The sequence below is a fragment of the Streptomyces sp. NPDC007025 genome (assembly GCF_042869455.1).
In the GTDB taxonomy this organism is placed as follows: Bacteria; Actinomycetota; Actinomycetes; order Streptomycetales; family Streptomycetaceae; genus Streptomyces.
This window is the reverse complement of the sequence record NZ_JBIAFT010000007.1, coordinates 167717-181216: the sequence shown is the minus strand read 5'-3', so window position 1 is coordinate 181216 and position 13500 is coordinate 167717. Positions and strand designations below refer to the sequence as shown.

The window sequence follows — 13500 nt, the reverse complement described above, 5'->3', positions numbered from 1 at the left end:
TCCCTCCGGACAGAGGTCGGCAATGATTTCTCCGCGAGATCGACGCTCGTACACGCCGGGCCTCCCGGAGCCTCGTGGAACGTAATGGAGCAACATCAGCAGCGTCAACACACCAGCCACATCCGCCACTTGAGAATTCCACGGTGCGGCTGCGGGCTCCGGTGGCGTTCGGTCGGGAGACATCAGACCGGCGCAACCGCCAGTTCGGCGACCTCTGGCGACTGGCGACAGCACCGGCAACGGAAATCCACGATTCCGCTTGTCGGCGTTGTGTGAATCCCCATGTGAAGTGCGCGGAATTCCGGCCGGGCCACCTTCAGTCGGCTGCCCCCGCGCCCTGTTGCGGCCGGGCAGTCGTACCGCCGGAGGGAGCAGCCGTGCCGCTGCGGGGCGCGGGGACGGTCGCCTCCGGGAGCGAGGTGAGCCCGTATTGCGCGGCCTGCGCTTCGAACATGCCCCGGTACAGCCCGTCCTCCCGGCCCATCAGCCCCTCGTGGGTGCCGTGTTCGGCGACGTGCCCGCGGTCCAGGACATAGATGTGGTCCGCGGAGGAGGTCGCGGCGAGCCGGTGGGTGACCAGTACGACCGCGACACCGCTGTCGGCCAGGGTCCGCAGCCGGTCGAACGCCTCGATCTCGGCATGCGGATCGAGCGCCGAGGTCGGCTCGTCGACCAGCAGGAAAGGCGCGTCCCGGTAGAGGCTGCGGGCCGTACCCAGCTTCTGCCACTGGCCGCCCGAGAGCTGCACGCCGCGTTCGTACCCCTTGAGGACGATGGAGTCCCAGCCGTACGGCAGCCCCTCGATAAGGCCGGCCACATCGGCGCCGCGCGCCGCCTCCCGGACCCGGGCCATGTCGCGCGGACGGTCCCCGGCTCCGACGGCGATGTTCGCTGCGGCCGTCATCTGCCAGTTGGGGAAGTCCTGGGTCAGCATCCCCACCGACCGGAAGACGTCGGCGCGGGCCGCCTCGCGCACCTCCACCCGCTCCCCCTCCGGGCCCACCCACCACACGTCACCGCTGTCCGGCAGCAGCAGTCCGCCGAGGATCTTGGCCAGCGTGGACTTGCCGGAACCGTTCGCGCCCACCAGCGCGGTCACCGCACCCCGCCGCACGGACACGTCCACCCGGTGCAGCGCGGAAACCGTGGCCCCGGGATAGGTGAAGGAGACGTCCCGCACCCGGATCTCCCGCACCGGCGAGGGCAGCGGCCTCCCGGTGGCGGGGATGGCGTGTCCGGCAGCCAGCCGGATGGCCTCCTCGGTGTCGCCGAGCCGGAGCATCTCCTCGTACATGCGGTTCACCTGCTGCACCAGCGACGTGAGCCGCGCGGTGGAGGTGCGGATGGCGACCACCGCGGTACCGCCCACCGCGATCGGGAGACCGCCGCTGGTCAGCAGCCACCACAGCACGCCGTAGCAGCCCAGGGACGCCAGTCCGGAGAACGCCGCGGCGACCAGGTCGGTCCGGGCCTGGGCGCGGGCCAGGCGCCGCTGCTCGGTCTCCATCAGCCCGGACATCTCCTCGTACCCGCGCAGCAGCAGCGAGCCCGCCGCGTGTGCCCGGATCTCCCCGGCGGCGTGCGGCATCGTCAGGTACTGGAGCAGGGTGGCGACCGCCCGGCGGTGGTCCACCCAGTGCCGCCGCGAGGTGTACTCCCGGCGTGCCGAGCGCACCGCCCCCCAGGCCTTGGGCAGCGCGATGGCCAGCAGCATCGGCAGCAGCGCCCAGTGCAGCGAGGCCAGCACGACGGCGGCGGCCACCATGCCGATCACGACGTTGGAGGCCCCCACGGACAGGCTGAGCATGCGCCGGGCCGACTCCGTGCCGAACTTGCCCGCCTCCAGGTGACGTTGGACCTCGGGCTGCTCCGTCGCCGCGACCTCCACCCGGGTGACCGCCCGGTAGTAGCGGAGTGAGACGGCCCGCTCGACCTGCGGCTCCAGCCGGCCGGACAGCGCCGTCGACCAGGCCGCCATCAGTGCCATGCCCACGGAGACGAGGGCCAGCAGCACCAGCGCCGGAACCGACTCCCGCAGCTTGTCGTCCGTCGGCCCGTTCGCGAACAGACTGCCGAGCACGCCGTTGATCGCCACCAGCCCGAACGCGGTGGTCAGGCCCTGGCCGGCCTGCGCCACCACCACCCCGGCCAGCGCGCGCGGGTCGGTCTCCCAGCCGGCCCGCAGGACCACACCCATCATGCGCGGCAGCGCGGCCGCCATCTGCCCGAAGCGCAGCCGTGACACCGAGCCCTCGTGCTCGACGAACGCGTCGTCCCAGCGCAGCCGCCCTCCGAACAGCTCGCGCTCCGCCGCCGAGACGCCGTTCTCGGCCGCGGCTCCCGAGGGCTCGGGGCCGCCCCCGCCGGCCGTCCCGCTCACTTCGCCCTCCCGGGCTCCGGCGCGCGGCGTGCGGAGCTGTCCGCCCGGAGTCGTCGGCGTACGGCCAGGCCGTTCTCGGGGGTGCGGCTCGGGGTCACGTGGCCTCCAGTTCGGGCGCGTCGGGGGACGAGGGCGGCATTCCCCGCGTGAAGCGGGCCCGGCGGACACGTGAAGCAGTGCCGGCCCCCGAGCCCGCGCTCCGGCCGCTCTCAGCAACCCGGGGCTCAGGCAGGTGACTGCCGCCAGCGGGGACCTTCCGGCCGGTGGACCGCAGGGGATCACCGTACTGTCGCACAGGCGCAAATCCGAGAGAGAGGCGCGCAGTTCGACCGCACAACCCGTCCGGAGACGCCTGTGGACGACCTGTTGCCGCGGCCGGTGACTCGCGGTGCGGCTCCGGAATTCAACCCCGGTGCCGGCTCCCGCGCCGCACCGGCCCGCGAGTCCGCTTTCGAGCCGCTGCTCGAACCGTCCGCCGCCTCGCAGAGCCGCACCGACAGCCGGCCCTGACACCGCGTGCGGACCGGCCGCGGCCTCCGGGAAGGCCGGAAGAGGGCTGGGAACGCTGCGGCTCGGGCACTGCACTGCTGCGCTACGAGCTGCGCGGGCTGAGGCGTACGAAGGGCAGTTTCCGCCCGACGGCCCGGTAGTCCTCCTGGGTGCCGTCGACGGAGAAGCCCATGAAGCGCACGAGCTTGCGGGCGGTCCGCGGGTGGCGGGGTGCGTAGCGCGCCATGAACTCGCCGCCTTCCTCGGTGTCGAGCGGGTGCGCGGTGACGGGGCGGGTCCGCACCCCCACCTGGATGCTCGCCGCGGGTGTGGCGAGGAGGTTCCGGTACCAGGCGGCCTCGGGCCCGAACCCGGAACAGACCACGTAACTGCCGTCCGCCCGGTCGTGTTCGACGACCTCGATGACGACTTGGCGGGGTTTGCCCGAGACACGTCCCGTGTGGTTCAGCAGCAGCAACCGGCCGCCGAAGACCCAGCCCAGGCGCAGCCGGTAGAAGTGGATGGGTGCGCGGAAGAGCAGCCGGCGGATGCCGGTGGGCGGGGCCGGACGCTTGACGATCTCCATGACGGTGTCCTTCAGATGCGGTGTGTGCGGTCGAGAATGCTGGTGGTGTCGCCGTAGCCGCGGCGCAGCAGCCCGGTGAACAGGTCGCGCAGGACGAGCCGGCTGATGAGGTGCTGGGCGGCGATGCCTGTGCGGGTCGCGGGCACGAGAGAACGGGCGAGGGCCCGGGCGCGCTGCTGACGCTGCTGGACGGCGGGGCGCAGCCGGTTCTGGTAGGCGAGGAAGGCGGCTCGGTGATCGTCGTGCCGGTGCAGGGCCCGGGCCAGCAGGTAGCCGCCGGCCATCGCCATGGAAGCCCCCTGCGCGGAGGTCAAGGTCATGGCCGAGCAGGCGTCGCCGGTCAGTGCGACGCGGCCGGTGTGCCAGGACGGCATGGTGATCTGCGTGAGCGTGTCCATGAACAGGCCCTCTTCGGGTGCCGCGTCGAGCAGTCGTGCGGTGAGCGGGCCCGCGTCGGCGAAGGCGCTGCGCAGCGCCGTTCGCCGTTGTGCGCGCGGCGGGGACCGGCGCTCCTGCGTGCGACAGAGGAAGAGCGCGATCGACTGCCCCGGCACGTCACTGGGGTAAAGGATGGTCTGTCTGCCGGGCTCGCTGTAGTGGATGCGATGCGGTCCGAGCCCGTGGGTGTCGGGTACCGGGTAGCAGGCCATGGTGTAGCCGAGGTGGTGGGCGAAGTCGGCTTCGGGCCCGAAGACGAGCTCTCGGGTCTGGGAGTGCACGCCGTCCGCGCCCAGGACCAGGTCGAAGTCCTCGCACTCACCGTCGGCGAAGGTGACGCCGACGCCGCCGGGTGACTGCTCGATGGCTGCGATGCTGCGGCCGTACCGAATGTCGGCCTTGCCGCGCACGGCATCGCCCAGCGCCTCTTCGAGGGTGGTGTGCATCAGGGCGAGATACGGCCCGCGGATCACCTGCTCCAGCAGTCGTCGCTCCAGGCGCGCCCTGACACTTCCCGCCCCGTCGACGTAGCAGATGCTTTCGGTGGGGAGTTGCTGGGCCGCCAGCCGGTCGGTGATGCCCATGCGGGCGGCGACGTCGTATCCGGTACCGAAGAAATCGATGCCGTAGCCGCCGAGTCGGCCGTGTGGTGCGCGCTCGACCACGACGGGAGTGTGCCCGTAGCGGTGCAGCCAGTAGGCGAGTGTCAGACCCGCGATCCCGCCGCCGGATATCAGGATCCTCATGACGAGGCCCCGATCAGCTCGCCGAGCGCGGTGAGCGCGGCTTCCACGGGCACGTCCTCGTCCAGCAGCCGGTGCAGCATCATCCCGTCGATCAACGCCGTGACGAGTGCGGCCGCCCCCAGCCTCTGCTCGGCCGACAGCCGCGGGTCGAGGGTGGCGAGCCAGTCGGCGATCCGGACCCGCGCCTCGCGCAGCCCCTGTCGCAGGGCCGCACCGATCTCCGGGTTGCGCAGCGCCCCGGCGGTCAGTTCCACGGCCAGCCGGAGGGTCCGCTCGTCCGCTGTGATGCGGGGGACGGCATCGCGCAGGACGTCGAGGGCGGAGTGGGCGTCGGGCGAGGAGAGCAGTTCCCCGACCAGGGGCATCATCACGTCGTCGCCCGCCTGTCGGGCGATCGCCAGGTGCAGGGCGGGCAGGCCGCCGAAGTGGTAATGGATCAGCCCCACATTGGCGTCACCCCGCGCGGCCACGGCGCGGGTGGTGACGGCGGGCCAGCCGCCCTCGACGAGCAGCGCGAGCCCTGCCTCGACGAGCTCTTCGCGGCGGCGGCGCCCACGAGGGGAATTTGGTCGACCGACCAAGTTAGTCATATGTGCAACTTAACGCCGCGGCGCGACGCCCGCAAGGCGCACCTCCAGCACCGGCACGGCGTCGCACCGGGAGGCACCCCGAGCCCGGCGGACCCGCGCCCGCCCTCGACAGCACCGCACCCGTGGACCGGCGCACCGGGTCCGCCGCACGCACACCTCCCCCGGCTCTTGACTTTCCTACTGGGAAAGTGGTGTGCTCACTTTCCCGCCAGGAAAGTGAGCACACCATGGAGAACACCACCGCAGAGCAGGCCGGCGAGGCGATCGCCGCCGTGGACAGAGCGCAGCGCCAGGTGGCCGCCGAAGTCGGCCTGCCCCGGATCTACTGGTGGGGCATGGCGGCCGGCTGGCTCGCCCTGGGGCTGATCGACCAGTTCGGACCCGCCTGGCTGACCGTGGTGGGGACCCTGGGCTTCGGCATGGGGCACTCCGCGTTCGCCGCACGCCTGCTCGGCGGACGCCGACGCACGGACCGGCTGCAGGTCAGCGCGGCGGTCGCCGGCCGCCGGGTCCCGTTCGTCGTCGTCGGCATGCTCCTCGGGCTCGTCGGGGTCACGATCCTCGCGGCGATGACGCTCAAGGCGGACGGCGCCGGCCATCCGACCCTCTGGGCGGCGGCGCTGACAGCTGCCGTCACCGGGTTCGGCGGCCCCGAGATCCTGCGGGCACTGCTCCGATGGTCGCGCGCATGACAGAAGCGCACTTCGACGAACTGATCCACCCCAGCACCCGGCTGTCGCTGGTCGCGACACTGGCCGCTGCCGACTGGGCAGAGTTCGCCTTCCTCAAGGAACGGCTCGGACTGTCCGACTCGGCCCTCTCGAAACAGCTCGCCACACTCGAAGAAGCCGGGTACATCGTCACCGAACGCCGCCTCGAGGGCAGACGGCGCAGGGTGTACGCGCGGCTGACATCCACGGGCCGGGACGCCTTCAACGGCCACGTCGCGGCGCTGAGAACGATCGTCGCGGGGGCCGCCGAGCCGGCCGACAGCCCGGCGAAGCCATGACGCGGCCGCACCGGACCCGTCGGCCGGCAGCCTGACCGGATTCCGTCGCCGCGGCGGAACCGCTCCAGGCGGCAGCAGCGGCCAAGGGCACCTCGGAACCGGGTTCCGGAGCCTCCCACGGAGGCGTAGCCGACCGGGAGCGCGGGCCCGGGAGTCCCGGCACGGCCGGACCGCCGGCCTCCGGCGCCGCGGCGCCACGGGGGCGGGCCCACACCCGGGCTCCGGCCCACACCCGGGCGCGGGCCCTACCCGAGCACGGAGCCGGGGTGCGAGCCGGGGCCCGCGGCGGCCCACCCGGAAGATCCGGAGGCGGCCGACCCCTGATACCCGAACGGAGAGAGGTGTTCATGTCCGACGCGGTCGTCGTGGAAGGACTGCGCAAGAGCTACAGCGCTGTGGAGGCCGTGGCGGGGCTGAGCTTCACCGTCGGGCGCGGGCAGATCTTCGCGCTGCTCGGGCCGAACGGCGCCGGCAAGTCCACCACCCTGGAAATCCTGGAGGGGTTCCGCACCCGGGACGACGGGCACGCGGAAGTGCTCGGCATCGACCCCGGTGACCGGTCCCGCGCCAGGGAACTGCGCGAATGGATCGGCCTGGTGCTGCAGGACATCGCGGTCGAGCCGTATCTGACGGTCCGCGAGACGCTCGCCCGCAGCGCCGGCTACTACCGGAACCCGCGCGACATCGGCGAACTGATCGCACTCGTCGACCTCTCCGGGCTGGAGCGGCGCAAAGTGCGCTCACTCTCCGGCGGCCAGAAACGCCGGCTGGACCTGGCCCTCGGCATGATCGGCAACCCCGGCCTGCTCTTTCTCGACGAGCCGACCACCGGATTCGACCCGAGCGCACGCCGCAGCGCGTGGCAGGTCGTCCGCAACCTCCGCGAGGCCGGCACCACCGTCCTGCTCACCACGCACCACATGGAGGAGGCGCAGGAGTTGGCCGACCGCGTGGCGATCCTCTCCGCCGGCCGGATCGTGTGCGAGGGAACGCCGGAAAGCCTCGGCGGACGCGACACGGCACGGGTGCGCATCGGCTTCGCCCTGCCCGCCGGATGCACCGCGGCCGACCTTCCGGTGCGCACGGTGCCGGACGGCGCGGGACGGGTCACCGCCGAGACCGACGAACCGACCGCGACCCTGCACCAGCTCACCGACTGGGCGCTGCGCCGGCGCACGGTCCTGGAGCAGCTCTCGATCGACCGGCCGAGCCTGGAGGACATCTACCTCGGCCTGACCGACCGCGGCACCCCGCAACCCGCGATGAGGAGACCTTCACCGTGAGCACTCTCGCCGTCCAGCACGGACCCCGCCGCGACCTCACAGTGGTCCTGCACCAGATCCGCTACGAGCAACTGTCCTTCTGGCGCAACCCGCAGAGCGCGTTCTTCACCTTCGTCCTGCCGGTGGTGGTCATCGCGGTCTTCGGCATGATGTTCGACGATGTCGCCGCCAGCCCGTACTTCGGCGGCCTCTCGGCCCTCCAGTACTACGTGACGACCCTCGCCGCCATGTCCGTGCTGGGCTCCTGCTACAGCCAGTTGGCCATCGTCCTGTCGACGCGGCGCCAGAACGGGGTACTCAAAAGAGTCCGGGCCACCCCGCTGCCCCCGTGGATGTACTTCGTCGGCCTGCTGGCCCACTGCGTGATGGTGAGCATCGTCGATGTCCTGCTCATCGTCGGCGTCGGCCGCCTCTACAGCGTGCCGATACCGGACGCCACAGCCTGGCTGCCCCTCGTCATCGCTCTCGTGCTCGGCGCCGCGAGCTTCTGCGCGCTGGGCGTCGCGGTCGCCTCACTGGTCAGGAACGCGGAGGCCGCTCCCGCTGTCGTGCAGTTCATCCTCTTCCCGCTCGTGTTCCTGTCCGGCACCTACATGCCCATCCACAACGAGATCGTGGAGAACGTCACCGCGCTGCTGCCGGTCCGGCCGTTCAACCAGGCCCTGCTCCGCGCGGTGCAGGACGGCGGCTTCGCTTGGCAGCACCTCCTCACCCTGCTGATCTGGGGTGCTGCAGGAGCGGTCGTGGCCGTCCGCCGCTTCCGCTGGGACCCGCGGCCCGAATGACCGGGCGAACGGCCCGTTCGCCCGCCGAAGACGCAACAGCGAAACCGCAGCGACCTGGAAGAGAAACGAGGTGATCGACATGGCAGGCCGAGGACGCCGCTACAAGGGGCCGTGGCTGGCGCAGGTCGGACCGCACGACCTGTCCTGCGCACTGTGCCGGGGCACACTGTTCTGGAACCGGGAGGTTCAGCTCAACACCGCCGGCATGAGCCTGCTGAACCTGGACTGGGCCAACGCCTCGGCCCTGGGCCTCCAGTGCGCCGACTGCTCACGTCTGGAACTGTTCGCCGACAGCAACCAGGTCCGGCTCAGCGCCCCGGAGGAACAGCCCTGAGCATCCCTGCCGGACCTGCGGACGCATACCGTCAGAGGGTCTGATGATTCAGCTTTGGAGCAGGCAGGTTGTGGGTGGAGCCCGCGCTCTTGGTCACTCACCTCCACCTTCCTGCGCAGTGCGCTTTCCGGTAGCGGGTGGCGGTGCGGCGCAATCCAAACGTGAGCATGACGGGGCCGATCGGAGTGACGTATAACGGCGTGGGCGTCTTCGGTCGTAGGGCGCTGTGCATGACGGTTCGGCAGCGGTCCCAGGAGCCGGGGATGAGGTGACCGTAGACGTCGACGGTGGTTTTGACGGATCTGTGGCCGAGCCACCGTGAGACCTCGTGGTTGGGGATGCCGACGGCCATGGCGGTGGAGGCGAAGAAGGGCTCCAATCACCGCACCACGCAGCGGCTGAGATTCGGTCGTGACAGACGGCCCCAAGAAGCCCACCCCGCCATCACCGCCGCACGCGGCGCCGGGGTGGGCAGCAACCATGCCCACCGGACGTGGCACCTACCACGAACAAGGTCAGTCCCCATCGCGCGCTCCCGGCGCCGTCACCGAGGACTACCTCAGCGATCAGTTCAGCAACCACGTCAGCCGACAGGCTCCTGATCCTCCGGCCCTTGGCGCTCGCCGCACGGGACACGTCCCCACCACACGGTCAGGATCGACGATCTGAGAACTCGCAGCCTCTCTGCCTACTGTGCACGAGCTGGTGAGTCCCAATCCACTCCATCGATCTCCGGCATATCATAATTCTCGCAGAGGGCGCTGATCGCCTCGACCGTGCCCTTTCCTACGTGCAGGAGTGTTGCGTCGAAAGCAGCGTATACGGCTCCTGTTGCGGAGATCATGAGAGTCATCGTTTCGCCGAATGCGAAACCAATAGGGGTGAGGCGCCCCCTGATTGCTGCTTCGTACCGCTGGATGTTGTGCGCCGGCAGAGAGGAAGCGCCGATGGCGTCGAAATCGAAGGAGCCGACGATGGCGCCGGACACGAGGGCTCTGGTCCTCATTCGCAGGCCTGCGTACTGCGCGAGAAAGTCTTCTGCTGCTGGCGTGAGGGTATGTCCTTCCAGCTTCAGCTCCCGGCGGATGTCGGCAAGGGGAACCCTTCGGCCGGGGTGCCAGCCGGAGCGGATGAGTTCCTCACGCACCGGCTGAGGGAGTTGGGTCACCTTCCGAGCACCTCCTGCACATACGCCTCGCCCGCAGGCATCCGGGCCAGGGAGATGAGGTCCAGCCGGGCGAGCCGGGGGCCCAGGGACAGCGGTCGTGCGCGGTGCGAGAGCGTAGCGGAGCCCACCGGAATCTGCACGGAGAAGCGGGAGACCAGTGAGGTTTTGCCACCCGTAATCAAACGAGTATTCATTTAGGCCAGGTCTAGTCGCACACCGGACTCTGCCGCCCCGCAAGCAAACGGCAACATGCCACGGAAGAGGAGCCGCACTCTTCCCTGCGGCTTTCCCTTTCTATCCGCTGAGTACCATCCATGTCACACCTACACCCGACGTCACAATGCAGAGCGCAAGGGAGACATCAGCAACCTTACACTTCGCCCAATAGACCTGCGATGACTCTTTATCATCCGATACGGTGACGCCTGATCGAAGCCAATGGTTGACTCTTCGCCCAGCCTCACGACTTGACCCTACAAAATGATCTACGAGGGAGCCCCCGAATGCAAAAACAGAAATGATGTCGCCTGAGTGCATTCCCACTTCTAGCGACCCATCCTCGCCAACCGATACGGTGTTGACGGCCGACCTCGGAACAACGTAGGCACGCAGAGGGTTGATTACCACGAGTGTATGCTCACGCAGAATAATTTTACAATGTGCGATCCTCCCCCAAACCCCCACAAATGCGAGGTACACCGGTATTCCCTGCCAGCCGACCTGGAACCCGTTTACCGATGTGACTCTGCACACCGCCGCAATCATTCCGATACCGATACCCAGGGTGGCCATCCAGCTGAGCACGAGCCAAGAATTACGCCTCAATACAACAACCTTCAACGTAGCCAACTCCCGGTCTCCATTGACAATCTCTCCGCACGCGCGCATCCAAGATGACCTACGAGTTCTTCAATACACCCCTACTTCACTTCCTGAATTTCTGGAACCTGCTCGAATACATTCAATAGACCCGCATTGGTTTTCAGGTTTCCCTAAACGAAAACCACACCTCCCGCAAAGCGCATACCGCGCGGCCCTGTGCCGCCAAACATCCTACTCAGCAGCTCCTCGGAACGAATGTACAGCGAATCCGTGATCCCGCGAATACAGAAGGCAACTAAAAATCCGGCTACCGCCAGAAAGAACGGGAACCCAAACATGCAAAGCGAGTCGGATGATTGCATTTACCCCACTTCGGTGTAAACCACCGGACAGGTCGGAGAAGATGGACGGGCTATTGCCCCCGTACTGGTCAGGGTTGTCACGGTGATCGTCGGCGGCCAAGAAAGGGGCAACGGACAGCACGGTCACGGAGGTTATTGGTGCCTCTGGGCCCTTTGCGCAATCGACGAAGCCGCGAGTGCCCGGCCGGGCGGTGCCGCCGGATGCGACTCCGTTGCGGGGGTTATCGAAGGGGACCTGGTGCGGCAGGTAAAATCCTGATTGGGGTCGAAACCAACCGCAATCAAGCAGGTGCCCTGCTGGTCGGCGAACAGGTGGTGGATTCCCTGCCCGGTGACGCAGATGGCGTCAGCTACGGGACAGCACCTACATAACGACGGTAACTCGAGTGCGAACGATCCAGTCCAGAAGGAATGAAATTCGCATACTCTTCTCCATCCCTACTCGCTGAGCGCCATCCAGATCGCACTGACACCTGACGTCACAGTGCAGAGGGCAAACGACAAGTCCGCAAGCGCGCATCGCGTCCAGCAGACCCGTTGGGTAGCCTTGTCGACACTTACCGCAGGACTTGAACGCAGCCATTCACTAATCTTCCGCTCCGCCTTACTGCTTGTCCTTCTAAAGTGGTCTATGAGGGATCCACCGAAGGCATAAGCCGAAAAATTGCGGCCCTCTCCAAGATGCACCATCAGCGTACCGTCGTCGGCGGTCGAGACGCCGTGAATCGCACGCTTCGGCAATATGTGCGTTCTTAGCGGGTTGATCACAAGAAGAGCGTCACCACGCAGTACTATTTTGCAGTTAGCGATTCTTCCGATTACTCCGGCAAAGAATAGATAGATTGGTATAGCCTGCCAAATCGTTCTGAAGCCATCCGTCGAAGCAAGCTTGCACACCACCACAACTACGCTGATTCCGGAGCCTAGAAGAACGGCTCCGAAAAGCACCGGCCAAGAGGTTCGCCTCAGCACGACTAGTTCCGCTGCCACTTGCTCACCGTCTTCGTCACTCACCAAACCTCATTCGCTTCTCTCGCAAAGCTTGTCCACGCCTATCGATCATACAGGCCACTATGGGAAAAGACCTATGAGAGGAACGCAAAACTGAAATAGTGCGACCTGAGCCTGTGAACACAAGGATATCCGTGACCACGAGGAAATCGAGGGCTGTAAACACCCCGTCTTCCGCCGTCACGCTCGGGGAGACCGAGCCGGCGCTGACACGCTGTCGACGGCGTGCAAGGGCGTGGCTCGAGCTGAGGGGCTGCGCGGTGGAGCGGGCGAAATTCTCGACGGTGCAGCAGACACCGGGGTCACTCTCCTGGCGGATGTGTACCGCCTCGAATCTCTGATGGCCCGTCAGGTCGAGTCAGTCCAATCCAGCAACCGTCGACGGTCAACACGCATTTGAACCTCGAACTGAGGGCCTGCACGGCGGGCCGGACGAAGATCTCGGCTTGTGCAGCAGGCACCGGAGCCGGCTCCCTGGTGGCCGAGTACCACCACATCCCCTGACTGGACGTCAGGTCGAGTCAGCGCAAATCCAGCAACCGGAAACCCCGACCAGCTTCAACTACCCCGACGCATGGCGTTGACCTGCACAAACACAAGTCTCGCAACCCTGACCATCCCCGCTTGACGTTCCGGCAGAACTCCACCACATCCACCCGCGAGAAGCCCCTGACCTGCATCAACGCAAGTGAGAGGGGTCCGCTCGAAAGACGCACACGTTGAAGCGGAACGTCGACGACATCGCGGTCACCTGCGGAAACGCGTCGCTACGGGACAGCGACCAGCGCACAACCAGCAACCGTCGACGGTTGTTCCCGCATCCCCACGGTCCACCCAGCACTGCACTCGGAGCCATCTGACCATTCGACGACAACGGATCGGCGCAAATGGGGCAAGCAACCGTCGAGCCGTTCCCTCACGGAGTTGAGTGCCGACCCAAAGCTCGGCCTTCGGATCGAAACTCTCCGGACAGCCGATTCCCTCGATCGCGGCCTCGGATCACCCTGCCCGGCATTCGATACGGCGGATCACATCATGGCGGCATCACGCTTTGAAAATCAAAAAACACAAAGAAGGCCCGGACGAGGCCGCCGGTCCCGGCGGTCGGGCTTACAACAGTGCTCATCAAATCGAACCCGCCGTACCGGCGCATCTTGCGCTGGAACACTCGGCCACGATTAAACGAGAGAAGTTATCTCCACAATGCGTGCGGTCAGACAAGCGCCTGAGGCTGTTCGGGCTGCGCCGATGGCAACTTTTAGTATTCGTTTTCACCGGCGACACGGCCTCATCTTCCGAGGTGGCCGAGGTGCCGGAGGTGGCGCTTCATCTCCTGTCCCCTTCCGCAACTCCCAGGCAGGCTGACCTCAAAACGTCGGCGATTTCATCTGCTCGCGTTTGACGACCCAACCAGCTTGAGATATTAGATTTCTGCGAAGCCAACGCGATCCAGGTTCTACCGGGTGAGTAGAATATCATGGTCCCATAGTAACCAGG

The 13500-nt window shown here is 67.4% G+C and carries 14 protein-coding genes; 7 read left to right on the top strand and 7 right to left on the bottom strand.

Features of this window, described 5'->3' with window-relative positions; translation table 11 throughout:
- Positions 1 to 316: 316 nt before the first annotated feature.
- Complete coding sequence (locus ACFYMO_RS15800; RefSeq protein ID WP_388546810.1) at positions 317 to 2380, bottom strand: ABC transporter ATP-binding protein; 2064 nt, start codon at positions 2378 to 2380, stop codon at positions 317 to 319.
- A 354-nt stretch (positions 2381 to 2734) separates the two neighbouring features.
- On the opposite strand from ACFYMO_RS15800, the gene ACFYMO_RS15795 reads away from it, so the two are divergent.
- The gene (locus ACFYMO_RS15795) at positions 2735 to 2890 is read left to right on the top strand and encodes a hypothetical protein (protein WP_366773071.1); all 156 of its coding nucleotides are present in this window, start codon (positions 2735 to 2737) and stop codon (positions 2888 to 2890) included.
- An 82-nt stretch (positions 2891 to 2972) separates the two neighbouring features.
- Here the strand turns inward: ACFYMO_RS15795 and ACFYMO_RS15790 are convergent, their stop codons facing one another.
- From ACFYMO_RS15790 to ACFYMO_RS15780, 3 genes are read right to left on the bottom strand one after another with little or no spacing between them, the layout of a single operon-like run.
- Positions 2973 to 3455 (bottom strand): nitroreductase family deazaflavin-dependent oxidoreductase, encoded by a 483-nt coding sequence (locus ACFYMO_RS15790; protein WP_366773072.1) that lies wholly within the window; start codon positions 3453 to 3455, stop codon positions 2973 to 2975.
- A gap of 11 nt (positions 3456 to 3466) precedes the next feature.
- A complete protein-coding gene (locus ACFYMO_RS15785; protein WP_388546806.1) occupies positions 3467 to 4639 on the bottom strand; it encodes an FAD-dependent monooxygenase in 1173 nt (390 codons plus the stop codon).
- Entirely contained in the window at positions 4636 to 5229 is a 594-nt protein-coding gene (locus ACFYMO_RS15780) for a TetR/AcrR family transcriptional regulator (RefSeq protein ID WP_388546803.1), read from the bottom strand. Before ACFYMO_RS15780 ends, ACFYMO_RS15785 begins: the two co-directional genes overlap by 4 nt.
- A gap of 227 nt (positions 5230 to 5456) precedes the next feature.
- Between ACFYMO_RS15780 and ACFYMO_RS15775 the strand changes: the two genes are divergently transcribed.
- The 5 genes from ACFYMO_RS15775 (at position 5457) to ACFYMO_RS15755 (ending at position 8640) form a co-directional block, all read left to right on the top strand.
- Positions 5457 to 5921, top strand: coding sequence for a hypothetical protein (locus ACFYMO_RS15775; RefSeq protein WP_019357923.1), 465 nt, complete (start codon positions 5457 to 5459; stop codon positions 5919 to 5921).
- On the top strand, positions 5918 to 6238 hold the full coding sequence (locus ACFYMO_RS15770) for a transcriptional regulator (protein ID WP_026004872.1): 321 nt from the start codon (positions 5918 to 5920) through the stop codon (positions 6236 to 6238). The genes ACFYMO_RS15775 and ACFYMO_RS15770 overlap by 4 nt, the downstream gene beginning before the upstream one ends.
- 347 nt (positions 6239 to 6585) lie before the next feature.
- A complete protein-coding gene (locus ACFYMO_RS15765; RefSeq protein ID WP_388546799.1) occupies positions 6586 to 7521 on the top strand; it encodes an ABC transporter ATP-binding protein in 936 nt (311 codons plus the stop codon).
- Entirely contained in the window at positions 7518 to 8306 is a 789-nt protein-coding gene (locus ACFYMO_RS15760) for an ABC transporter permease (protein WP_388546797.1), read from the top strand. The genes ACFYMO_RS15765 and ACFYMO_RS15760 overlap by 4 nt, the downstream gene beginning before the upstream one ends.
- Positions 8307 to 8385: 79 nt before the next feature.
- Positions 8386 to 8640: a hypothetical protein gene (locus ACFYMO_RS15755; protein WP_366773079.1), complete on the top strand. Its 255-nt coding sequence runs from the start codon at positions 8386 to 8388 to the stop codon at positions 8638 to 8640.
- Between the two features lie 688 nt (positions 8641 to 9328).
- Here the strand turns inward: ACFYMO_RS15755 and ACFYMO_RS15750 are convergent.
- The 3 genes from ACFYMO_RS15750 to ACFYMO_RS15740 all read right to left on the bottom strand — a co-directional run bounded on the left by ACFYMO_RS15750 (position 9329) and on the right by ACFYMO_RS15740 (position 12006).
- The gene (locus ACFYMO_RS15750; RefSeq protein WP_366773080.1) at positions 9329 to 9808 is read right to left on the bottom strand and encodes an SUKH-3 domain-containing protein; all 480 of its coding nucleotides are present in this window, start codon (positions 9806 to 9808) and stop codon (positions 9329 to 9331) included.
- Entirely contained in the window at positions 9805 to 10002 is a 198-nt protein-coding gene (locus tag ACFYMO_RS15745) for a hypothetical protein (protein ID WP_366773081.1), read from the bottom strand. Before ACFYMO_RS15745 ends, ACFYMO_RS15750 begins: the two co-directional genes overlap by 4 nt.
- A gap of 1428 nt (positions 10003 to 11430) precedes the next feature.
- The gene (locus tag ACFYMO_RS15740) at positions 11431 to 12006 is read right to left on the bottom strand and encodes a hypothetical protein (RefSeq protein WP_388546793.1); all 576 of its coding nucleotides are present in this window, start codon (positions 12004 to 12006) and stop codon (positions 11431 to 11433) included.
- Between the two features lie 925 nt (positions 12007 to 12931).
- On the opposite strand from ACFYMO_RS15740, the gene ACFYMO_RS15735 reads away from it, so the two are divergent.
- Complete coding sequence (locus tag ACFYMO_RS15735; protein WP_366773083.1) at positions 12932 to 13405, top strand: hypothetical protein; 474 nt, start codon at positions 12932 to 12934, stop codon at positions 13403 to 13405.
- The last annotated feature ends 95 nt before the right edge of the window (positions 13406 to 13500 follow it).

Excerpts from the sequence above, each read along its gene's own strand:
- ACFYMO_RS15790 (WP_366773072.1), bottom strand. The coding sequence starts at position 3,455 with ATGGAGATCGTCAAGCGTCCGGCCCCGCCCACCGGCATCCGCCGGCTG.
- ACFYMO_RS15785 (WP_388546806.1), bottom strand. The coding sequence starts at position 4,639 with ATGAGGATCCTGATATCCGGCGGCGGGATCGCGGGTCTGACACTCGCC.
- ACFYMO_RS15780 (WP_388546803.1), bottom strand. The coding sequence starts at position 5,229 with ATGACTAACTTGGTCGGTCGACCAAATTCCCCTCGTGGGCGCCGCCGC.
- ACFYMO_RS15775 (WP_019357923.1), top strand. The coding sequence starts at position 5,457 with ATGGAGAACACCACCGCAGAGCAGGCCGGCGAGGCGATCGCCGCCGTG.
- ACFYMO_RS15770 (WP_026004872.1), top strand. The coding sequence starts at position 5,918 with ATGACAGAAGCGCACTTCGACGAACTGATCCACCCCAGCACCCGGCTG.
- ACFYMO_RS15765 (WP_388546799.1), top strand. The coding sequence starts at position 6,586 with ATGTCCGACGCGGTCGTCGTGGAAGGACTGCGCAAGAGCTACAGCGCT.
- ACFYMO_RS15755 (WP_366773079.1), top strand. The coding sequence starts at position 8,386 with ATGGCAGGCCGAGGACGCCGCTACAAGGGGCCGTGGCTGGCGCAGGTC.
- ACFYMO_RS15745 (WP_366773081.1), bottom strand. The coding sequence starts at position 10,002 with ATGAATACTCGTTTGATTACGGGTGGCAAAACCTCACTGGTCTCCCGC.